This window comes from Nostoc sp. ChiQUE01b, from assembly GCF_034531255.1.
In the GTDB taxonomy this organism is placed as follows: Bacteria; Cyanobacteriota; Cyanobacteriia; order Cyanobacteriales; family Nostocaceae; genus Nostoc.
The window spans coordinates 1-21,461 of record NZ_JAVRBM010000117.1; the positions used below are offsets into that span (position 1 = coordinate 1).

Below are 21,461 nucleotides of genomic sequence, written 5' to 3' on the forward strand. Positions count from 1 at the left end.
AGGGGATTTGTCCTTCACTAAATGAGGGGATTTGTCCACCACTGCCACCAAATGAGGGGATTTGTCCTTGTTCGCCAGATGATGGGATTTTTCCACCACCGAGTTCCTTGCTAAGTCTTGAGTCAATTAGCTTGTCAATAGTAACCCTCAAACCGAACCCGTCCGGTATTTCAGTTGTACTAATACCAGCGGTCTGGCTACCAGCACCAGTCAAAGGGTCGCTGCTACTACCTTGGCTACTACTACCTGTGGATGGGCTACCACCACCTGTGGATGGGCTACCACCACCTGTGGATGGGCTACCACCACCTGCGAATGGATTACCACCACCTGCGAATGGATTACCACCACCTGCGGATGGGCTACCACCACCTGCAAATGGGTTCCCACCACCTGCGGATGGATTACCACCACCTGCGGATGGATTACCACCACCTGCGGATGGGCTACCACCACCTGTGGATGGGTTTACACCGCCTGCAAAGATATTCCAGAAGTTGTCGCCAGCGAAAGGATTACCATTGTAGGGTAAATCAGGCTGACTGCCACCGCCACCGGCACCACCACCAAATGGGCTACCGCCACCTTCTCCATTACCAACACCACTGAATAGATTGGCGAGGTCTTTATCACTAAGAACTTCTTTCAAGCGACCGAAGGGTGATTGTTCAATTGAATTGTTCCCACTATTAGAGGAATTACCGCCACCACTATTACTTGAATTTTCTGCCATTAGGATTAATCCTCCTATTATTTTGATGAAAATTTTGCTAGCATTGCAACAGAAAATAGACAAAATATAAGTCTATTTTATGACTTTATTGTTATCTTTTTGTTAGCAAAACTAGTTAGTAGTTATTAGATTATTTGGTTATCTTTGTTAAGTGGAGATAATCAATTTTTTCTCACTACTACTTACACTTTACAATGTATATAATTTAATTCTTAAGAGCAATGAAAAATATTTTGATATGTTGATCAAATTTGTAGATATTTTAAGATAATAATTTAAAAACATAATTAAAGTTTTTGGATAATAAAATTCAATTTGGATTAGTTATTATATTGCAATGAATAATCTTTTGATAAAATTACCAAATTTTTAGATATTTAATTTATCTGCATTATCCGGGGCTATATCACTTTTATCCGACGTTATAGCGCAAGACTGATAACAATAAATAGCACGGTTACTTATAGCCTACAATAAGTAAGTCGGCACAATAAAAGCAAAAACGGTTTAAACGCTTTTTATCCCTACCCTCTGCCCTTACTCCCTGCTTTATCCCAACGATAATTATTTACGCCGACCTAGTTACTTTACATGATATTAGCACCACTAGGAAGTGCAGGGATTACTTCAAATAAATCAGCAAATTCAATCCCGGAATTGTACGGGAAAGTGTCCACAAAACTAGGGTGATATAAATTAAACCCAAACTCCATTCATACCAAGCAAGTGCAGAGATGATACCCGGTAAATGTTCGTCTCGCAGGCGAATATCATTAAATCCTAATTTAACTAGATTGTTGAGGCTAAAATCATAGTAGTTGAGCCAGTTCCAACGACGATCGCACAACAAGGGCATATATCGTTCTCGAAATGTCTCATTCCTTGGTATCACTGGCAAACGTCCAATCAGTAATCGTAACTGGCGAAATGTACCATCTTCTGTGAAGTAAGAAATGTCCATTAAATCGTGATAACGACCTTGTTGGTAAAGTCGGATTAATAAAGCCATTGGGACGGGGACAAGAATTATAAAAAGACACCCCAATGTCAGCCAAGGTTGTTCGGCATTGCGAAAAATCGCTAGTAAGCTGAAGAATTCTAAAACGCTAAAACTGACTAATATCGAAATGGTTTCGTAAGATGTGGGAATAATTGGTACGGGATGCAGCCGACGATAGCGATCGACTAGCCAAAATAGTAAACCGAAATAAGCGATCGCTAATCCTCCCACACCAAAGACTAACCAAAAATTTGTCCCATAGCCACTCAACAACAGTAATAGACTCAACGCCAACCAACTCCAAGCTTGCAGTAACCACCCACCGATAGAAAGGGTTTCGCCAACAATTAAGCGATCGCTCAATTGGGTATATTTTTCTAAATCAATGTCTGCTATGGTGAGTAACTCACTACTGTTGCGAAAAGATTTTAGCAGACGACGCTGGGCGATCGCTTCAGCTTGAGTTGCAGAAAAACCCAGATTAATCAAACTTGCAACAGTTGCACTATTAATATTTATAGCCGTCAGACGATGGCCAAACTCTATTAATCGCAGTCGTTGTTTTGTGTATTCCAGTTCATTAGCATCGGCAACTTGCTGTTGCTGACGGAAATTTTGCCCCAAATTCCGCAAGACGTTTTGATTACCTTGCAATGTTGGGATGCAGAACATCTGACCAATCTGACCGGGATTACCTAAAATTTTTGCTTGGTTAGAGTTAAAAGTTAAACCAGGTACGCTTAAACAAGCCTCTTTATAAAACCTGGCATCACTAAAATCTGCTTGGTTCAGAATGTTCGCACCTTGCAAATTTACTAATTGGTTAAATTCCGCTTCTCGGAAGCTTACACTTTGCTCAAAAATCGCTTCTGTTAAAAGGAGAAACTGATTAAAATTTGCTTTAGTAAACTGAGCTTGATTGGCAAAATACACTTCCGAAAAATCAGTATTTCCTTGCCATTGGACACTACTAAATTTAGCCAACTGTTTAAAAGTTGCTTGGTTGAAGTTGGCAGTTGTCTCAAAAATACTACCTTGAAAATCAGCAAGTTCCCGAAATTTAATTTTTTTGAAATTAACTTTTTCAAAAAATATACTGCCCTGAAAATTGCTTGGTTGCTGGAAGTTAGCACTGGTAAAATTAATGGGACGAGCAAATCTGGTTTCAGTCCAGTTAGTGGGTTGGAGAAAAGTTGCACCTTGGGCATCAACAGACTGAAGAAAAAATGTATTGGAGAACTTCACTTCGCCGTTGAAGCGAGTTTGCACCAGTGTTAAGACACCACGAAAGACGGGGATTTCAGTGGCTGGGGTTGATTCTGTTCCCAGAAGCGATCGACAATCTTTGGAGTTGGGTAAAGCGATTGCGAGTGACTCTAAACAAACGAAGCGCAAACGTTCTAGTTTTTCTTGTTCGGTAGCAGTGAAAATGGGTGCAATAGCTTTTGCATACAATGGTGTTCTTAAACCCAAATCGCTGCCGACAAAATCCCCCAGAATCAAAGCATTGCTCAGGTCTAAACCTAGAGGTTTTGTACCGAGTTCTTTTCGCAGTAGTTGGTAAAAAGCATCACGAAAGCTGGCGTTTTCTGGGCGTAAATCAATCGCCATCTTTTGCAAATCTACGGTGAAATTTCCTTCGCGGAGTGTGGGTGTGCGTAGTCGTTCTTGCAATAATTCTAGAGTTAGAGGTGTGCGTTCTGGTTGTGTTTGTGCTGCCCAAGCTGGTAGGGGGAGGAGGAGGAGAAGTAAAACGCAAAGGTACGCAAAGGGAAGCGCAGAGGTACGCAGAGAGAGTTTTCTGGGTATCTTTGCGTTTAATTTTTGAGTGTATCTGTGTTTAAAGGATAAATTATGCAAATTCGTCGCTAATTAGCAGAACAATTTTACCTGCTACAGACCCGCTTTCAATCAGTTGGTGGGCTTTAGCTGCTTCTTTTAAGGGAAATTTTTGACTCACATGGATTTTTAATTTGCCTTCATCGATCCAGGTGGCAGATTGTTCGAGAATTTCTGCATGATGGTGGAGGCTTTCTTGTAATCCTAGCAGTGCTGGTGCCAACATGAATTCTAAACCAATGCGGAGGTTGCGAGTTCTAGCAGTTTTCCAAACAGTATTGGCATTTGGTTCGAGAATGGTAACGATATCACCATAGACTCGCACTGCGGGGAAGGTTTTGTGAAAGGTTTCGCCGCCTACGGTATCAAAAGCCAAGTCTACGCCTTCGCCACCAGTCCAATCTAATACCGCTTGCACAAAGTCTGTTTGTTTGTAAAAAATTATCTGGTCGGCACCAAGTTCTTTGACGAAATTAGCTTTTTCCTCAGAACTGACTGTGGTGGAAACAGTAGCACCTTTGAGTTTCGCTAATTGAATTGCTACATGACCGACACCACCAGCACCCGCATGAATTAAAACCCGTTCCCCAGGTTCTAATCGTCCCCGTTCATATAAAGCTTCCCAGGCGGTGATTAATACTAAAGGCGCTGCTGCTGCTTCGGCAAAGGAGATAGAGGCGGGTTTACGTGCCACAAATTGCTCATCCACAACGGTATATTCAGCGTAATTTCCTTGGTGTGCGCCCAAGCCACCATAGCAAAAATATACTTCATCTCCTGCCCGAAAACGCTGTACGCCAGCACCCACTGCTTCCACAATACCTGCACCATCACATCCTAAAATTGTTGATGTGCGATCGGGGTAGAAACTGCCTCGACTACGAAGTTTAGTGTCAATGGGGTTAATGCCAGCCGCTACCAAACGCACTAAAAGTTCAGTATTCCCTACAGGAACAGCAGGGTTCGGCACATCCTGTACTTGCAGAACTTCGGGACTGCCAGCTGCTGTCATCAAGACTGCTTTCACAACTCTTTCCTCCTGGCTTTAGATGCACATTCTTATGCAACTTTAGCGTAAGAGGATGGATACAGAGCTATGTTTAAGGGAAAACTGCGATTTTTGACGATAAGGTGCGATCGCCCTACATCTACATTCAACAAAAAACAAGCGACTGAAACTTTGAAGATTATCCCTTGATTACTGCTAAATTCAAGGTATGTAATATTTGTTTATTCTTCACTCATAATCGAGCCATTTTGTAAAGTCGCCAAACTCCTACTTCACTATGGCGACAGCCTGATCAACAGATCAGGTAAATTAAGATAAGTAAAGAAAACGCTTTGAACTAAATGGCAGCTCTAAGCTTACAAGAAATTTCTACTCAGCTAGAAAGTCCGAATTTACGCGATCGCATGGTAGCCCTTGCTAATTTGCGTCATGTTGCGGCTGAAGATGCAGTCCCTTTGATTAAAAAGGTACTAGACGACGAATCTTTGCAACTGCGATCGATGGCAATATTTGCTCTGGGAATCAAGCCAACACCAGAATGTTATTCTATTTTGGTAAAAATTCTCGAACATGACCCTGATTATGGTATACGCGCTGATGCCGCTGGTGCTTTAGGATATTTGGGTGATGCCAGAGCCTTTGAGGTACTTTCACGGGCATTTTATGAAGATACTGATTGGCTAGTACGTTTTAGTGCAGCTGTTTCTCTAGGTAATATTAAAGATCCCCGTGCCCGTCAAGTTCTTCTTCAGGCATTGGATAGCAAAGAAGTAGTGTTACAACAAGCTGCAATCTCTGCACTGGGAGAAATTCAAGACATCGAGTCTGTAGACAAGATCCTGCGCTTCGCCGAATCAGATGATTGGTTAGTTAGGCAGCGTTTGGCAGAAGCCTTGGGAAATCTTCCCACTCCCAAGAGTCTCTCAGCTTTAAAATACCTGGAAAAAGACAATCATTTCAACGTTGCTGAGGCAGCCAGAATTGGCCTGAAGAAGCTTGAGGAAATAGGCAATCAAGCTTAATATTAAAGCTTCCTGCTACTTTTTAATAATAATTAAGTGGGAATTTTAGCATTTTGATGCAGGGTAATTTCATTCATGAATATTGAAGAGTTTTTTCAGTTAAGTGCTGGTAAATGGTTTTCTCATCGTACTAGTCAACATTTGGCTTTTAACCAATCGGAACATAGCAAGTCAGATATCATCATTGAGGCGCTGCCATTAGATCACCCAGAAGCCGTCAAGCTGTGTCAAAGTTACAACATTAATCCTAGTTCTGCTTCCTGTGCTACCAAAATTACCTGGAATGGCACAATGGACAAGGATCAAACAAAACACACTGGTTCAACTGTGTTGGTTTCGGTACCTGATGCGGATAATCCGGCCCAAGGCAGGTTACTGAGAGAAATAGTTGATGCCAATAAAACTCCAGTTGCCGGACGCTATAAAATTGACAGTGATGGTGCTTTGATTTTAACTACAGAGGATGAAACCATCTTCTCAGAGGAACGCCTGTGGTTTGCTAGCCCCAATTTGCGAATGCGGGTAAATGTCCTCAAGAGTTTTGGTGGATTTAGCATCACTTCCTTCACTTCTGAGATTCGTATGGGTGGCTTTCCACCTGCTGAAAAGGTTTCCGAGGCGGCTAATTCAGTATCTAGTTAGTTTGATCGCAAAATATTCTCCCCTTTCTGGCTACAGTGTATACACAAGTCAAATTACCCCCTTTAATCCCCCGATGCATTAGGGCGTGTTTTCAAACTACTGGTTTAGCCCCCTAACTTTTTAGATCCCCCTAAATCCCCCGATAAAAAGGGGGACTTTAAGAGACTCTTAGCCCCCCAATTTATCGGGGGGTTGGGGGGATCTAAGACTTTGAAAACACGCCCTAGCGTTAGAGAAAGTTTTGATTAAGCTTGTAATACCTTAAACCACTTATTTAAAACTGTGCTGATGGTTTTCTTAATCTGATGATTACGACTCCACTTTTGGAATGCCATTTCATACTCTTCACCTTTAATTTGAAAAGTATTCCAGACATCAAGTGCTACAGGCAATCCGCAGAATAGCAAAATGTACAGTGACCAAGAAATTCCACCACCAGTGATTAAATCAAGCAGTATAAAAAAGCCATTGAAAATTGCATATTTGCTTAAACGCTTCTGAAATCTTCTGATCCGGTAGGCGTCAAAAGCTTTTCGCTGTTGGACTTGACCTTGTTGTAATACCCAATCGCGTTCTGCTAATTTTAAAGACTCAGGTGAAATTTCTAACTCAGCAGCAATTTCTAATATATGCTCATAAGAAAATTCTGTGTCTTTATCATCTGCTTGACGAGCGATCGCTAAGTGCAGAATTTGTTGGACATCTTCTTGGCTATACGAGCGGATGCTTTGAGGTTCAAACGCCGTCATAATTCTTTCTCTTATATTACTTTCAATAGAAATTTGCTGCATGATAGATTTTAAGCAGCTACGCCAGTACTATTTCTATTATTCTTAGATTAACAAATCTAGATGCTGTCCGGCATCGAATGTATGGGATTTTTAACTTTGGGCACTGGGCACTAGGAGTGCTGAGTGCTGTTAGCGGAAGCGGGGCGTTTAGCCCGTGCTGAGTTAGGAGTTAAGAGTTAGGAGTTAAGAGTTAGGAGTTAGGAGTTTTGTTTACCCCCTTGTCCCCTTGTCCCCCCCATCTCCCCCATCTCCCCACTCCCCACCAATATAAAGACTCTCCAAATATCCAGATATGATCAAATGCAGCAGAGCATAATAACGAAATAACAAGGATGTAACTCAATGGTTGAAGAAAATGGATCGATTCGTACCCTATCGGTTGATATTGGCGGTAGTGGCGTTAAGGCTATAGTTTTGGATATTATGGGGAATACTGTAACTGAAAGGGTTCGTTTAGATACACCCAAACCTGCTACACCAGAGGTTGTAATTAATGCAATTGTTGTGTTAGCAGCCGCTCAAGGTGAATTTCATCGCGTTTCGGTTGGTTTTCCTGGTGTGGTACGATGTGGAGTCACGGAAACAGCAGTAAACTTACATCCAGATTGGATTGGATTTGATTTGGAAACAGCATTATTAAAACATTTAAACAAGCCTGTACGGGTGATTAATGATGCAGATATGCAGGGTTTTGGTGCGATCGCAGGTAAAGGTGTCGAATTGGTGATTACTCTGGGTACGGGGTTTGGTTCAGCTTTATTTGTGGATGGTAAACTAGTACCAAATATGGAAATGGGGCATCATCCGTTTCGCAAAGGGGAGACTTTTGAGCAGCAGTTGGGGCGTGCAGAGTTAGAAAAAATTGGTGAGAAAAGATGGAATAGGCGTTTAGAAAAAGCGATCGCATCTTTGCAACATCTGTTTAATTATGACTACCTTTACATTGGCGGTGGTGAAGCTGTGAAAGTGAATTTACAGTTACCATTAAATGTCAAACTCATCCCCAATATCACTGGTTTATTAGGCGGTATTGCTTTGTGGCGAGATGAAAAAAGGTAATATTTGGTCAGTATGTACTATCTTGGACAGCAACAATGTTGTTGGTTAAAAGAAATATTGGTTGAAGTAAAATAAACTAAAATGACTGAAATTGGCCTGATGATGACGGGCGTGTTAACAATAAGACAAGCATCTGGGGCTAATTTGCCACAGCAGCAATTATTTCAAATGCAAAATGATGTAAACCAGTCAAAACAGAGTCAGTTAGAGATAGCTGCTAAAGTCACACCACCTGAATTCATGCAGACAGATGAGATTTCCCAGGCTTCTCTCTCAGCGCTGAAACTAGAAAAAGAACACATACTTCATAAAATCAGCAAAAAGAATCTGGGACTAATTTCTTCTAACTTAAGTAAACCTAAGAAGTCTTTTGGGTCTGGAGGTAAAGTCCGTACAAAGGCTACAGGACGGTTCCAGAAGTTTAGTAGCCAACCTCTACCGACTCTTTATTTCGGTAGTTCTGGTATTGCTGTTAGAGCCTTACAACAGCTATTAGTGTCTAACGGTTATGCTGTGAGAGTGGATGGGATTTTTGGTGCACTAACAGAGACTGCTGTCAAAGCCTTTCAAAACCAGCGAAATTTAGGAGTAGATGGAATAGTTGGTCAACGAACTTGGAGTGCCTTGACAGTTTAGTTATTTGTCCTTGGTCATTTGTCCTTAGTCATTTGTTCTTAGCTAATAAAAAATGACAAGTAACAAATGACCCACGCAAGAGACAACCGCTATAACTTATGTCCTTAGCTAATAGTAAAAGACAAAGGACAAATGACAAATGACAAACTAACGGTACTTATGCTGCTCTAATAACTGTTGCGCTCTTGGCTTGTAAATTAAATAGAACAAAGCCTCTATATAGCGCAATAAATCTTCACGATTTTCTTTTGAGGTAAAGTTCCAGAAGCCATAAATTCGTGCTAATGATAATAGCTTGGTAGTATGAATTTTCCAAGTATAGGTGCTGTAAACTCGGTCAATTCCTCGCTGGGAAATTTCACTCCAATAGTTAGGGTTTTGTTCGCATTTAGTGATGAATTCGACAATTTTTGTGGCTGTTTCCTCTAAATTTGTCGGATTAATGTAAAATCCATTCACCTTATCTTGAATAATCTCCAGTGGCCCACCAAACTGTGTGGCAAAAGTCGGTAATCCTGAAACCATCGCTTCTAAAATTGTCAAACCAAAAGCTTCAAATAAAGCTGGTTGTACAAAAATTCCCTGATGATCGGCAATGACTCGGTAAATTTCACCGGAATCGGTTTTGGAGAGGCGCACACCCAACCAACGAATTTTCCCGTGGAGATTGTACTGGTCAATTATTTGGTAGAGTTTAATAATTTCGTTGCGTTCTTCGTTGTCATCTGATTCTTCGACGCGTAATTTGCCCGCTACTAAAATTAAGTTGCAATGGTCTTGTAATTCTTTACTTTGACCATAACATTCAGTTAAACCTGTGAGGTTTTTGATGTGGTCAAGACGCGCCATTGAGAAGAGAGGGCGCTTGTTAAGATCGTCGAGTTTGCCAAAGATTTGCGTGGGATCTTCCAGAGTAAAGAGTGTTTCGGCAAGGCGTTGGCGATCGCTCTCTACTCGGTCTTTATTTTGAGTGTAGGGGAAGTAATTATTTTCGTTTACTCCAGGCGGTACGACATTAAATTTAGGACTAAATAATTCAATGCCATTGGTCACATGGTACAACTCTGGCATAGTGAAGCACTTATAAGACTCGTACTGTCCCACACTATCCGGTGTTCCGACAATTTCTTGGTAGGTGCTGCTAATCACAAAATTGGCAGCATTCATGGCAATCAAATCAGCTGTGAATTGCAAAGAAAAATGATATTTATCTTCTAATTCTTGCCAGTAGAGGTTACTGAACAAGTATTTAGATTTTTCTAAAGCATGGGCAACATTACATTGGGTAACTTTTAGCCGTCGCGCTAACAAGAATGCTACTAAATTCCCATCAGTATAGTTTCCAACTATTAAGTCAGGTGTGCCGTGAAATTCTGCCCGTAGTTCTCTTTCTGAGTCAATGGCGAAAGTTTCTAGATAAGGCCAAAACTCAAACCGAGAAATCCAGTTTTGAGTCATGTTAGGATTAAATTCCCGTAAAGGCACTCGCAAAATCCAGGCATTTTCGGTATCGTGGACTTTTTCTAGCCGTTGATTACAAAGGGTACCATCACTATTGGGAATCAAGCGGGTGAGAATAATTACCTTTGGCTCGACATTCAATTTCTCTAAACCCGCAAGCAGGACATCTTCTTGTAGCTGCTTCTCTAAACTCTTTGCCTGGTCAAGGACGTAAACTACCTGACCGCCAGTATCGGGACGCCCCAACACTCCTTCTTGCCCAAACCAACCGTGAGCTGACACTAGGACGATTCTAAAAATCATCGGCACACGAGAAATGAAGGCTTCTAGGGTCTGGGGATCGGCAGAATCAATCAATTCATCGAGAATATTTAAAGTTTCCCACACTCGCGCTGCGGTGTTACCCCAACCTGGCTCAAAACCCATTGACTGCAATTGGAAGCGGAATTGTTCGTAGGGTTCATCTTCGGGGCGATTATTAACAAAACCGATAGCTTTCTTAACTTGCTCGGAAAGTTGCTGCTGTGATTGAATGCGATCGTTGACCAGCAGCTGGATACCGTTGTAGTGGTGCAGCCGCAGGAAATTCAATAAGCTGTCCAGCAATTGTTTGGAGTCTTGAAATATTTTGCTGGATAGATAGCGGTTGAGAAATTGTACCCCTTTACCAATATTTTTGGGGTCGCGGATGACTGGGGTGTAGTCATAAAAGGGGCCGAAGTCCAATTCTAGCAGGTCGCCCTCGTTGGGATGAAATTTGTTCACCAAGCGATCGCGCAGATCCAACAAATCCTGCACCGTCATCGGCGCAATGCTTAAGTCTGATGTCAACCAATAAACTTCTTGGCTGGCAATCTTAGAACGGATGATGAAACAGAAGTTTGAGTCCTCCTGAATAATTTCCTGAGTATAGTAAATGAGTTTGCTTAACTCTGAGGAAGTGTAAAAAGCTTCAGGTTTTTGGGATTTGGAGCAATACTCACTATATACATTGAGTATGTCGTTCCGCAGCAAGTACTTCTTTTCTTGTTGGCGTAATTCACTAAGAAAGGAACGTAAATCACTTCTTCCTTCACTATCTAAGACTGCTTGAAGCAATTCAGACATAGCAACTCCACTAAATGACGATGTTTGCATTGCTAACTTTTTAGCCGAGACAAATAAGCCTCCACCTTTTGTTAGACACATATAAACACGAAACAACACAGATAAATGTTATTTATCTGTGTACCTACAAGTATCAACTTTTCAGCAGGCACTTAAAGCGTGTTCTTCTTTACCTAAAGTATCTATGACTCAGTATTTTTGGATCTCACTAAAGGAATACAATTTTTATTTCTTTTGATAGAGGTTAGTAAATAATTGCATCATAATATTTGGGTCACAAATTATCACGCCCTCAATTGCTTGATCTAATCTTTACTATATCATTTATTTGCGTATATTTTGATGAGCAGCACATACGGCAGAATTCAAAATTCAGTAGTTCAGAATGGGCTGCGCTAACAGAAGTAAAACAGGCTTTGAGACTTAGCTTGTGTAGTTCACCAACTTGAAATCTGCTATATGTAAGGTAACTAGTTTCAAAAATCAAATATAATTCCTATATTGTGTTAATTTGGGAAATAAGTAATAGTCTTGCTATAATCTCTTTTTAAATAGTTGAAACAAAAGTTAATGATTTTGCTAAAGTTTAACTAAATAGTTAAACTTAAATTAATTAAAATCAATTTTTGTTCAAAGATAGACTAATGTTTATTTGCCATAGTTATAATTTAGGCAAAACTTGTTTAAATTGGGTCGATTCATATGGCTAGCAATACAGATAAGTTAACAACTTCTGACCACAGTATAGGCAACATTCTAATTATCTCTTTACTTGCCTTCTGTGGACTGACTTTTATCATTCTTCTAGGCATTTTTTAACGATTAAATGTGCGTTTAAAAACTTCTAAGGCTAGATTCCCGACTTTTCTAAAATGTCGGGAATTTTAATATTAAAGAGGTTTACTTATACCAATTCGCTTTTTCGCCCATTCGCAATTAATAAATTTAGATGCAGCAAGGCAATCCCTGCTTACATCTGTTGCCTTATTTTAGAGAATTGGTATAGAGGTTGTTTTAACCTAGATTCCGCAGGTTGAAGGTCAAGTGGTGGTATTTTGAAGTCTAAGTGAATGAAAATAGTGATGGCATTTGCAAATGAGCAAATAAATACTGTCCATTGAAACCCAAGATATAGACCATCTAAGGATGGTATCACAGGCGCAGGCAATTTCTAGGGTGGTTTGTGTTAAACATCGGCCTGCTTCATTCTAAATAAAACAAGTCGGATTTCTTTGCACGTATTATTGCGCCATCTTCAATATGAACCAGAACTGAAGGTATTAACTTGACGAACACTAATTGTGGTTAACTCAAAAAAGAGTTCATCTGTTACAAAGCTTAGGGGGTGGGATGTTTGGGATGACTACTCGTTGGTGTTTGGGGATTGGGATGGGAGGTGCAATCGCAGTGGGAAAAATCCCCAATTTGAGAAAAATTTACATCTACTAGGGGTAATCATGTCAAAAGGTGTCACTATGTCTTGATGACTTGCTGAATCTGTCTTTGAAGTCTGGTTACTAAATTTCTTGGATAATCCAGGTCAAAAAAGTTTTTGCCGAGGGTTTTTCTCATTTTCTCGTTCCCAGTCTCCGACTGGGAATGCATTCATTGAGTCTCTGACTCAATGCCTGACTGGAGGCTGCTGCCCCTAATAAGCCATTCCCATACAGAGCATAGGAATGAGATAAACGAGAGAACAATAATAAATAAAGCTATAGATTACATATCCTTATCCTTGTTAAAGTGATAGTTACGAGGGTTTGCGCCATCTAACCCATCTTCTACAGGAGTGTAGGTATTAATATGAAATTATGTAGGGCGAACGATGGGACTCGAACCCACGAATGGTGGTACCACAAACCACTGCCTTAACCTCTTGGCTACGCTCGCCATTCAACAATTTGAATTATAGCAATAATTTGGTAAGCGATCAAGAGTTTTGTTCAAGGAACGGACTTAGTTGATTTAGAGTCTCTGGAATCTAACAATTACAATGAACTTTACTTGGCAAATATGAAACCATTGACCATCATCGCGTATACTGGAGCAGCAGCAGGTCTAGCCGCCTTGGGTGTGACAATGGCGAAAACCAATCCCGGTCAGGTTGAATATGAAGAATATGCAGTTCAACGCCTGACCAAATACTTAAAAACTGATGTATGTAAAAAAACTACGAATATTATAGAAAATTTAATCCGTTTTAATTGCGATAAATTGGTTGACTCGGCTAGCCCGCAAATCCAAGAAATTATTACCAAGACTACAGAAAGACAAAATTACGTTATTTTTAGTGTTTACCGTACAGATTTAAAAATAAATTCCTGGATACCTTCGTACAAATTTGAAACGGTAGGAGCTTTTAATCAATTTTATACTTACACTGCTGAAGAACAATAAGGCAGGATTTACGCAACTGGCACAATCAGTCTCGGCAAGGCAAAGCCCTGCCTTTGATATCAATATAGCTTCAAAAATTGAAGCGCAAGTAAAAAAGCAAATTTTAACTAATGTCGAAAATAACAATAAACTTTATCTAAAAAAAGTAAAAATCATGACACAATCTTTACAAAAACTATTTACATTTGATGAATTTTTAGAGTTTTTGGAAACACAACCAGAAAATATCCGTTATGAATTACACGATAGAGATATTATTCAAATGCCACCACCATCTGGGAAACACGAGCAAATTGTAGCCTTTTTAACAATGATTTTAGGGTATGAATGTCTTCGCCTTAAACTTGATTACGGTATACCTAAAACCGCTACAGTGAAGCCAGAAAATAAAATGTCAGGGTACTATCCAGATGTTTTATTAATGAATTTTTCTAACTTGGGTAATGAACCACTATGGGAGAAACAATCAATCCTTAGTAAACCAGATTCAATTCCATTAGTGATTGAAGTGGTGAGTCAGTGCGTTGCGCGGGTTCCCCGCGTTGAAGCAACTGACGAACCCGTAAGGGTCAGTACTAACTGGAGAGATGATTATCATAAAAAGTTTGCTGATTATGAAGAAATGGGTATCCAAGAATATTGGATTGTTGATTATGCAGCTTTGGGTAGCAAAGAGTTAATAGGCGACCCCAAACAGCCAACAATCATAATTTACTCTTTAAGTGATGAGGGTGAATATCGTGGTAAACAGTTTAGAGGAGACGACCGTATAGAGTCGCCAACATTTCCAGATTTAAATCTGACTGTAGAGCAAATTTTTTCAGCGAGATATTAACCGACGTTGTAACCGTTTACAGCAGCCGTTGTTGGTGGTCTGGGATTCTCATAACCCTACAAAAGTTATTTTTGATGTATCAGGTTTTGGATTTTAGCATCTAAATACAGTTAAGCGTCATCCGTAAACTGATATAGGACTTACGCAAAACATAACAAAAGTATAGCAATCCTAAGAATTTAGGAGCCAGAATTCAAGAGTCAGAATGGGCTACGCCCCGTTGCGCTAACTCAAGAAAAACAGGTTTACTACCTGCTTTTGAAACGAATAGTTGTATACTTTTCAACTTGAAATCCACTGTAAAAGTGATTAAGAATACTTCTGTTTAGTAATTAATAATAGTTTCAATAATTACTAGAGTACTTATAAACCCCGGTTTAATCTTAAGTAAGATATAGTAACTGAAAGTTCAAGCTTTGCCGATGTCATCTGTCTATCTGCTATTATCTCACGGAAGTCGAGACCCGCGCCCAGAAATTGCTATGCAGCAACTAGCTAGGCTGGTATGTCACAAATTGCCAAAAAACCACAACTCAGTAAATAGCGAACATCTGGTTGGCATCGCTGCTTTAGAAATGAGTCCTCAACCTTTACACGAGCAGATTCAACAATTTGCTAAAAGCGCTTTTGGCGATACCTGCGGTGGGCTACGCCTACGCTCACTGTCTCAAAATGAAAATCGCCTCAAAATTATACCACTATTTCTACTGCCGGGAGTGCATGTGATGACAGATATTCCTGCCGAAGTAGCACTAGCACAACAGGCTATCGGTCAAGATATCATCATTGAGTTGCAACCATATTTAGGCTCTCACCCCAATTTAGAGAAATTGCTGGCAAAGCAAATAACTACTATAAAAGCAGAAGCATGGATTCTCTTAGCTCATGGTAGCCGTCGCCCAGGTTCGCAAAAAACTGTGGAAACAATAGCGGCGAGTTTGGGAGCTGTGACTGCTTATTGGGCTGGGCCTGCTAGTTTAGAATCACGGGTGAAAGAGTTGGTAACTGCTGGTTATCGGGAAATTGCAATCTTGCCATACTTTTTATTCGCTGGTGGAATAACCGATGCGATCGCTACCTCAATAGAGGAGCTAAAATTACAATTTTCTGCGGTGAATTTCCAATTGGCACAGCCACTGGGAGCAAGTGCAGAATTAGCCGAGCTAATTTGGGATTTAACAGATAGATGAACCGCACAATGACAGAGAGGGACAAGTATTTGGGAAAGGTTTATTTAGTAGGTGCAGGGCCAGGAGATCCAGGATTAATTACCCTGAAGGCGAAAGGTTTGTTGGAATGTGCAGATGTAGTTATCTATGATGCCTTGGTGAGTCCGGCAATTTTGGCAATGATTAATCCCGAAGCCGAGCAAATTAATGCTGGTAAACGTGCGGGGAGACATTCGTTATTGCAGTCAGAAACAACTCAATTGCTGATTGATAAAGCGCAGGATAATGCAATTGTAGTGCGACTCAAGGGTGGCGATCCGTTTATTTTTGGTCGCGGTGGCGAAGAGATGGAAGAATTAGTCAACGCGGGAATATCAACGGAAGTTGTGCCCGGTATCACTTCGGGAATTGCAGCAGCAGCATACTCAGGTATTCCTTTGACGCATCGGCTGTATAGTTCTTCAGTCACATTTGTAACTGGCCATGAAGCGGCAGGTAAGTATAGACCGCAAGTGAATTGGAGTGCGATCGCTCACGGTTCCGAAACGATTGTAATTTATATGGGAATTCACAATCTGCCTTATATTGTGGAAGAATTAATTGCAGCTGGGTTGAATTTAGAAACGCCCATTGCTTTGGTGCGCTGGGGTACACGACCAGAACAAGAAGAATTGATTGGGACATTGGAAACAATTGTTAAACAGGTAGAGCAAACTGGATTTGGTGCGCCTGCGATCGCAGTTATTGGACAAGTAGTGAAGATGCACAGTATTTTATCTGGTTGTCGTCCAGTTTGATGGTTGGTTTGAAGGTTGCCCAACATTTGACCTGCACATAAAATCATTCTCGCAAACGGTCGGTTTTGCGAATACTTATCTCTATACTTAATAGCGGTTGACATAACCACTTGATAATGATAATTATGGTATAAAAAAAGTTTCGAGGGCGAAATGAAAAACTTTCCCTATTTGTCCACAAAGGAAGCAGCTTCAAAAATAGGTATTTCTGAGCAAAGGGTTCGTACTCTATTGCGTAGTGCGGATATCAAGGGACAGCAGGTAGGGAAAGTGTGGATTATGGAGCCAGAGGCAGTTGAAGATTACATTAACCGGATCAAGGGAAATTATCCTGTAGATAGGACGAGCAAGGAAAATCATCACCAAGCAGTTAAAGCCATTTCTTTTTTCTCAGGCGCTATGGGACTGGATCTTGGTTTTGAGAAAGCAGGTATCGAAATTTCCCTTGCGTGTGAGGTGGATAAGCACTGCCGACAGACCATAGTTGCAAACAAGCCAGATATTGCACTTTTGGGGAATATAGCGTCTTATACTGCTCAGGATATCCTGGATCATGCCAAAATAGCCAAAGAAGATGTAGATATTATGTTAGGCGGACCACCCTGCCAAGCTTTTTCCACAGCAGGGGCAAGGCGTGGTTTCAAAGATAAGAGGGGCAATATATTCTTAAAGTACATTGAACTTATCTTAGAAATAAGCCCAAAATACGCCGTCATCGAGAATGTAAGAGGTTTTCTTTCAGCACCATTACTGCACCGCCCTCACTCAGAAAGAGGAAGCGGCAGTGTTCCCTTATCCAGAGAAGAAATGCCAGGTGGTGCTTTGAAATATATTGTGAATGAACTTCGTAAAGGTGGTTACAGTATCAGCTTTAACTTATACAACACGGCAAATTATGGTGTCCCCCAAATTAGGGAACGAGTGGTCATGATCTGCCATCGTGGAAAGAAAAAGGTTCCTTATTTATACCCCACACATTCAGAAAGTGGTGATTTTGGTCTTGATAGATGGATAACCCTACGTGAATCTATTGCAGATTTAAGCCAAAGTGAGGCAGAGTATATCGAGTTCCCAGAAGGGAGGCTAAAGTATTACAGAATGTTAAAAGAGGGTCAATACTGGAAACATCTACCTGAAGAATTGCAGAAAGAAGCATTAGGAAAATCCTATTACTCAGGTGGAGGGAAAACTGGTTTCTTTAGACGCTTGTCGTGGGATAGACCAAGCTGTACTTTAGTGACATCCCCAGCCATGCCAGCAACGGATATCTGTCACCCAGAACATCTGCGCCCGTTAAGTATTCAGGAATATAAACGTATTCAGCAATTTCCAGATAGTTGGGTCGTATGTGGTTCCCTCATTGAGCAATATCGGCAGATAGGGAATGCCGTACCTGTCGGTTTTGGAGAAGCAATAGGCAAAGCGATCCTTGCACACATGAGTGGTAAGATAAAACATCCCCCTTTGAACTTCCCATTTTCACGTTATAAAGGTAACGATGATGTTTTATGGGAAGCTAAAATTAGTGAGTCGTTAGAAGAGATAAAACCGATCCAAGGTTCGCTTTTTACAGCAACAGCATATACTGTATAAGAGTTAGGACTTTATCTCTCTTAAAGCAGCAAGGTATTTTTCAACATACGATCTGAAGCCTTCTTCTGAAAGCTCTTCTTTTCCTTCCAATGAGGGGAATTTAGCCCAGTTGTCCCCCTTTTTTTTAGAAAAAGTTCGGAACCATTTTTTAATTGGGGTTCCCTTACGGATAGCGGCAGAAGAAGAGTTTTCAGTATTATCTCTATTTTTTACTTGGAGCGATTGCCAGACATTTTTGTTATCAAAATATATAAAATCAACTGCTTTAACTATAGAACCAGAACACCATATCCATCCATGCGGCTCAATAACTGTCGCAACGTACCTTTCTAGCAAATCCCCTACAATGTTCTCAGCCCCCATTGATAGGCGGTGCAATTCTTCAGCTTTTCCCAATTCCTCATACGGAACTTCAAAATACTTATTCAGGATGATACTTACCATTTCATCCGGTATTGTACTAGGTGGCAAGGGTGTTCTTGGGTCACGACCTGTTTTGAAATTTGTAGCACTGGCAATAATATATTCTTCTGTCCCGACGATAGGCTGATTTTTACCTTTTCGCGGTGAAGCCGCAGCAGGGTTATCCGAAAGAAATCGTATGACCATTGTAAATTTATCGCTAAGTGATGGATCAACACTATCCATTGCCTTCTTTGCAATTTCTGCTGATTTAGGTATAAATTCTGACATAAATTATTGAAACTATTAAAGTTCCTGAAATTATTAAATGTTCTAGCTTTATAACCTTAAAACATCAGTGAGAGGTTTAACCCTAGTGTATGATCGATAAGGTTATTCGGTTCTGGTGGGAGTCAGCCACCAGAGGTAACGGGGAAAGTTCGGTGGAAATCCGGCACTGTCCCGCAACTGTGAACTAATTTGAGATTAAGGAACTAAATCGAAAATCTCAAATTGAGTGAGTCAGGATGCCCGCCGAAATAGATTTATCAGTTTCACATATCTGCGAGGTACAGATGACTACTACTGTAAATATTTCCCCAACCAGTCCTTTGGATGTTGCTGAACATACTTTATTTGTTTGCAAAACCTGTGCCAGTGTTTGGCAAAATGGAAAACGCCTTGGTGAAAGTGGTGGTGAAAAACTTCTATATCAACTTCAGCAGCTGGCACAAAATTGGGAGTTACGAGATCAATTCCCGATTCAGGAAGTTGAATGTATGAGTGCTTGTAATCGTTCTTGTGTAGTCGCCTTTGCTGCCAAAGGTAAATTAACATATTTATTTGGTGATTTAGGCGTTGATGGTAGTGCCTCTGCGGTACTGGAATGTGCTAGTCAATACTATGTTAAAGCAGATGGTTTACTGCCTTGGTCAGAGCGTCCAGAAGCAATGAAAAAAGGCATTTTAGCAAAGATTCCACCTTTATCTAAATGATCCGCGTTTTGATTCTGGGTGGGACGGGTGATGCAGCAGAACTAGCTGCCAAAGTTACAACTATCCAAGGGTTAGAAGTAGTCACCTCTCTAGCTGGCCGCACCCGTGAACCGTCAGTACCGTTGGGCGATTTACGGGTTGGAGGCTTCGGTGGTGTGGCTGGATTGGCTACCTATCTGCGAGTCATGCAAATCGACTTGTTAATTGATGCAACCCATCCTTTTGCTACTCAAATATCCTTCAATGCAGCAGATGCGGCAATGGAAGTTAGAGTACCCCGTCTGATGTTAATTCGTCCGCCTTGGGAAAAAGTAAGTGGCGATCGCTGGATTGAAGTTGATAGTGTTGCAGCCGCAGCAACAGCCCTGCAAAACCAAGCACAGCGAGTATTTTTGACAGTTGGTAGACAAGAAATCGCCGCCTTTGCTCACTTGGAGAAAATTTGGTTTTTGATGCGGATGATTGACCCTCCTAACGCTGGTGCTTTAGTACCGCCGGGGATGGTATTGTGCGATCGCGGCCCTTTTACCCTCAAGAATGAGAGAGAAATTCTGATTCAGAATAACATTGATACCATCGTCAGTAAAAATAGCGGTGGTGATGCCACAAAGGCTAAGATTATTGCAGCGCGAGAACTGGGCGTGAAGATTGTAATGGTAAATCGTCCAGCCATACCGCCAGGGGAGCAAGTTAATAATGTTGATGCTGCTTTGGCGTGGTTATTAGATCGGTGCTAAGTAAGGGACTTCCAACTAAAAAAATATCCTATCGGTGTGTAGGCAGAGGGGCAGGGAGCAGGGGGAGAAAGAAAAATATTATCTGAGTAAATTGGATAATTTATTTTCTGGAAGTCCCTAAATAGGCAAGATTGAAAGGCAGTCTTCGCAGATAGTGGTTCTAGGCAGTCTGGTTAAGGAAGGTTATATCATACCATTTCTTTGTGAGGCTGCGCTAAATTTTCTTTCTTTGTGTCCTTTGCGCCCTTTGCGGTTCGTTATTTTTAATATGGCGGCTTTTGTATGGGTATATTTCAGGATTGGTTCTGGGAAATCAAAGAGTGCGGCCAAGGCCCTCATTACTACTTCAGTGCCACTTTTGCTCCGTCTGATGCTGAACGCCTTGCGGCTTTGGTACGCCAGCATTCACTGTCTGGTTTTGAACACTGCCACTTTGTTGGCAAATTAATCAATGCCCCATGTGGAAATTCCAATACTCCAGGTTCTTACGATTTATATATTGACCAGAGCAACTATGCTGAAGTTATTTCGGGTATACAAAGAGATGAACCTATAGTTACTGTTGCACACTATACCTGGCAAATCATTGGTGTTTGCGATCGCTATTTTGGCATCGAGTGTGGTTATGGTGGGATAACTGGCACAGATAACCAAACTGACACCTCACTGATTGTGGCGCTGGCGCAGTCACCAGAACTCACCTTAGTTGATTGGAGAGTCGTTTCTGGAGGAGACGGTTACGCATCGGTGTTTTTTAGAACTGGCACATCAGCCGCAGAATTGCTTGCTTATTTGCAGATGCAGCCAGAAAAGCCTGACTTTATGCAAATCGAAAGGGAGTTACGTATAGCTTTGTCAGATCCGGCATTGTCTAAAATTTATCGCTTGGGCGAGTGTAAAATCAATGGTTGGCAGCTGGAAGCGATCGTTTTGCATAATATTGAAAAAACCACAAGCTATGGTGGCGAAGGATGGGACATGACACCACACACCAGTCAGCTTTACAAAGTCGCCCAAACTGTTAGCGATAAGTGCAAGGTTCCGGGTTGTGCAGGAGGTGCAGCACACGCGCCAAATGACTTCTACACACTCATTGGCAGCCATCTTAGCTTTGGCTACTCACGCCAAGAGAGGTAATACCAATTCAAAATTCACGCATTCAAAATTCAAAATTAAGAAAGCCAGATATAGCAACCGCCAGGTTGGTTAGGACACTAAGCTCAGGACATACTCCATC

The 21,461-nt window shown here is 41.1% G+C and carries 17 protein-coding genes, 1 tRNA gene, 1 pseudogene and 1 riboswitch; of the genes and pseudogenes, 12 read left to right on the plus strand and 7 right to left on the minus strand.

From position 1 onward, the window contains the following. The 3 genes and pseudogenes from RMY63_RS38015 to RMY63_RS38025 form a co-directional block, all read right to left on the minus strand. Window positions 1–733 (minus strand): annotated as a pseudogene (locus tag RMY63_RS38015) (hypothetical protein); the annotation flags it as partial. 622 nt (window positions 734–1,355) lie between these two features. Next, window positions 1,356–3,593, minus strand: a complete 2,238-nt coding sequence (locus tag RMY63_RS38020; protein WP_322733631.1) for a pentapeptide repeat-containing protein — start codon at window positions 3,591–3,593, stop codon at window positions 1,356–1,358. After that, window positions 3,586–4,599, minus strand: a complete 1,014-nt coding sequence (locus RMY63_RS38025) for a zinc-dependent alcohol dehydrogenase family protein (RefSeq protein WP_322733632.1) — start codon at window positions 4,597–4,599, stop codon at window positions 3,586–3,588. The genes RMY63_RS38020 and RMY63_RS38025 overlap by 8 nt, the downstream gene beginning before the upstream one ends. A gap of 323 nt (window positions 4,600–4,922) precedes the next feature. On the opposite strand from RMY63_RS38025, the gene RMY63_RS38030 reads away from it, so the two are divergent. Further along, on the plus strand, window positions 4,923–5,603 hold the full coding sequence (locus RMY63_RS38030) for a HEAT repeat domain-containing protein (RefSeq protein WP_322733633.1): 681 nt from the start codon (window positions 4,923–4,925) through the stop codon (window positions 5,601–5,603). Window positions 5,604–5,678: 75 nt separating this feature from the next. Continuing rightward, window positions 5,679–6,245 (plus strand): phycobiliprotein lyase, encoded by a 567-nt coding sequence (locus RMY63_RS38035; RefSeq protein WP_322733634.1) that lies wholly within the window; start codon window positions 5,679–5,681, stop codon window positions 6,243–6,245. A gap of 245 nt (window positions 6,246–6,490) precedes the next feature. Here RMY63_RS38035 and RMY63_RS38040 read toward each other — a convergent pair whose 3' ends face one another. Continuing rightward, the gene (locus RMY63_RS38040; RefSeq protein ID WP_104905232.1) at window positions 6,491–6,994 is read right to left on the minus strand and encodes a 2TM domain-containing protein; all 504 of its coding nucleotides are present in this window, start codon (window positions 6,992–6,994) and stop codon (window positions 6,491–6,493) included. A gap of 384 nt (window positions 6,995–7,378) precedes the next feature. On the opposite strand from RMY63_RS38040, the gene RMY63_RS38045 reads away from it, so the two are divergent. Together RMY63_RS38045 and RMY63_RS38050 are read left to right on the plus strand one after the other, a co-directional pair. After that, window positions 7,379–8,095, plus strand: coding sequence for an ROK family protein (locus RMY63_RS38045; RefSeq protein WP_322733635.1), 717 nt, complete (start codon window positions 7,379–7,381; stop codon window positions 8,093–8,095). 81 nt (window positions 8,096–8,176) lie between these two features. After that, complete coding sequence (locus RMY63_RS38050; RefSeq protein ID WP_322733636.1) at window positions 8,177–8,731, plus strand: peptidoglycan-binding domain-containing protein; 555 nt, start codon at window positions 8,177–8,179, stop codon at window positions 8,729–8,731. Window positions 8,732–8,878: 147 nt separating this feature from the next. Here RMY63_RS38050 and RMY63_RS38055 read toward each other — a convergent pair whose 3' ends face one another. Together RMY63_RS38055 and RMY63_RS38060 are read right to left on the minus strand one after the other, a co-directional pair. Then, window positions 8,879–11,299, minus strand: a complete 2,421-nt coding sequence (locus RMY63_RS38055) for a sucrose synthase (protein WP_322733646.1) — start codon at window positions 11,297–11,299, stop codon at window positions 8,879–8,881. Window positions 11,300–13,116: 1,817 nt separating this feature from the next. After that, window positions 13,117–13,189 (minus strand) — tRNA-His (locus RMY63_RS38060). Between the two features lie 123 nt (window positions 13,190–13,312). Between RMY63_RS38060 and RMY63_RS38065 the strand changes: the two genes are divergently transcribed. From RMY63_RS38065 to RMY63_RS38085, 5 genes are all read left to right on the plus strand, one after another. After that, window positions 13,313–13,696 carry a DUF4359 domain-containing protein gene (locus RMY63_RS38065; RefSeq protein WP_322733637.1) on the plus strand — a complete coding sequence of 128 codons (384 nt, stop codon included), beginning with the start codon at window positions 13,313–13,315 and terminating at the stop codon, window positions 13,694–13,696. Window positions 13,697–13,850: 154 nt separating this feature from the next. Next, window positions 13,851–14,531: a Uma2 family endonuclease gene (locus RMY63_RS38070; RefSeq protein WP_322733638.1), complete on the plus strand. Its 681-nt coding sequence runs from the start codon at window positions 13,851–13,853 to the stop codon at window positions 14,529–14,531. Window positions 14,532–14,953: 422 nt separating this feature from the next. Further along, window positions 14,954–15,721 carry a sirohydrochlorin chelatase gene (locus tag RMY63_RS38075; RefSeq protein ID WP_322733639.1) on the plus strand — a complete coding sequence of 256 codons (768 nt, stop codon included), beginning with the start codon at window positions 14,954–14,956 and terminating at the stop codon, window positions 15,719–15,721. Beyond that, entirely contained in the window at window positions 15,718–16,497 is a 780-nt protein-coding gene (cobA, locus tag RMY63_RS38080; protein WP_322733640.1) for a uroporphyrinogen-III C-methyltransferase, read from the plus strand. Before RMY63_RS38075 ends, cobA begins: the two co-directional genes overlap by 4 nt. A gap of 153 nt (window positions 16,498–16,650) precedes the next feature. Beyond that, on the plus strand, window positions 16,651–18,090 hold the full coding sequence (locus tag RMY63_RS38085; RefSeq protein ID WP_322733641.1) for a DNA cytosine methyltransferase: 1,440 nt from the start codon (window positions 16,651–16,653) through the stop codon (window positions 18,088–18,090). 3 nt (window positions 18,091–18,093) lie between these two features. Here RMY63_RS38085 and RMY63_RS38090 read toward each other — a convergent pair whose 3' ends face one another. Next, window positions 18,094–18,783, minus strand: coding sequence for a SinI family restriction endonuclease (locus tag RMY63_RS38090; protein ID WP_322733642.1), 690 nt, complete (start codon window positions 18,781–18,783; stop codon window positions 18,094–18,096). Between the two features lie 90 nt (window positions 18,784–18,873). Next, window positions 18,874–19,046, plus strand: a riboswitch (cobalamin riboswitch). 21 nt (window positions 19,047–19,067) lie between these two features. Between RMY63_RS38090 and RMY63_RS38095 the strand changes: the two genes are divergently transcribed. The 3 genes from RMY63_RS38095 to RMY63_RS38105 all read left to right on the plus strand — a co-directional run bounded on the left by RMY63_RS38095 (window position 19,068) and on the right by RMY63_RS38105 (window position 21,361). Further along, window positions 19,068–19,487: a DUF1636 family protein gene (locus RMY63_RS38095; protein WP_322733643.1), complete on the plus strand. Its 420-nt coding sequence runs from the start codon at window positions 19,068–19,070 to the stop codon at window positions 19,485–19,487. Next, window positions 19,484–20,224, plus strand: a complete 741-nt coding sequence (locus RMY63_RS38100; protein WP_322733644.1) for a cobalt-precorrin-6A reductase — start codon at window positions 19,484–19,486, stop codon at window positions 20,222–20,224. The genes RMY63_RS38095 and RMY63_RS38100 overlap by 4 nt, the downstream gene beginning before the upstream one ends. 282 nt (window positions 20,225–20,506) lie before the next feature. Further along, entirely contained in the window at window positions 20,507–21,361 is an 855-nt protein-coding gene (locus tag RMY63_RS38105) for a hypothetical protein (RefSeq protein WP_322733645.1), read from the plus strand. The last annotated feature ends 100 nt before the right edge of the window (window positions 21,362–21,461 follow it).

Coding starts and splice junctions, on each gene's coding strand:
- RMY63_RS38030 (WP_322733633.1), top strand. CDS start 4,923: ATGGCAGCTCTAAGCTTACAAGAAATTTCTACTCAGCTAGAAAGTCCG.
- RMY63_RS38035 (WP_322733634.1), top strand. CDS start 5,679: ATGAATATTGAAGAGTTTTTTCAGTTAAGTGCTGGTAAATGGTTTTCT.
- RMY63_RS38040 (WP_104905232.1), bottom strand. CDS start 6,994: ATGACGGCGTTTGAACCTCAAAGCATCCGCTCGTATAGCCAAGAAGAT.
- RMY63_RS38045 (WP_322733635.1), top strand. CDS start 7,379: ATGGTTGAAGAAAATGGATCGATTCGTACCCTATCGGTTGATATTGGC.
- RMY63_RS38050 (WP_322733636.1), top strand. CDS start 8,177: ATGACTGAAATTGGCCTGATGATGACGGGCGTGTTAACAATAAGACAA.
- RMY63_RS38055 (WP_322733646.1), bottom strand. CDS start 11,299: ATGTCTGAATTGCTTCAAGCAGTCTTAGATAGTGAAGGAAGAAGTGAT.
- RMY63_RS38065 (WP_322733637.1), top strand. CDS start 13,313: ATGAAACCATTGACCATCATCGCGTATACTGGAGCAGCAGCAGGTCTA.
- RMY63_RS38070 (WP_322733638.1), top strand. CDS start 13,851: ATGACACAATCTTTACAAAAACTATTTACATTTGATGAATTTTTAGAG.
- RMY63_RS38075 (WP_322733639.1), top strand. CDS start 14,954: ATGTCATCTGTCTATCTGCTATTATCTCACGGAAGTCGAGACCCGCGC.
- cobA (WP_322733640.1), top strand. CDS start 15,718: ATGAACCGCACAATGACAGAGAGGGACAAGTATTTGGGAAAGGTTTAT.
- RMY63_RS38085 (WP_322733641.1), top strand. CDS start 16,651: ATGAAAAACTTTCCCTATTTGTCCACAAAGGAAGCAGCTTCAAAAATA.
- RMY63_RS38090 (WP_322733642.1), bottom strand. CDS start 18,783: ATGTCAGAATTTATACCTAAATCAGCAGAAATTGCAAAGAAGGCAATG.
- RMY63_RS38095 (WP_322733643.1), top strand. CDS start 19,068: ATGACTACTACTGTAAATATTTCCCCAACCAGTCCTTTGGATGTTGCT.
- RMY63_RS38100 (WP_322733644.1), top strand. CDS start 19,484: ATGATCCGCGTTTTGATTCTGGGTGGGACGGGTGATGCAGCAGAACTA.
- RMY63_RS38105 (WP_322733645.1), top strand. CDS start 20,507: ATGGGTATATTTCAGGATTGGTTCTGGGAAATCAAAGAGTGCGGCCAA.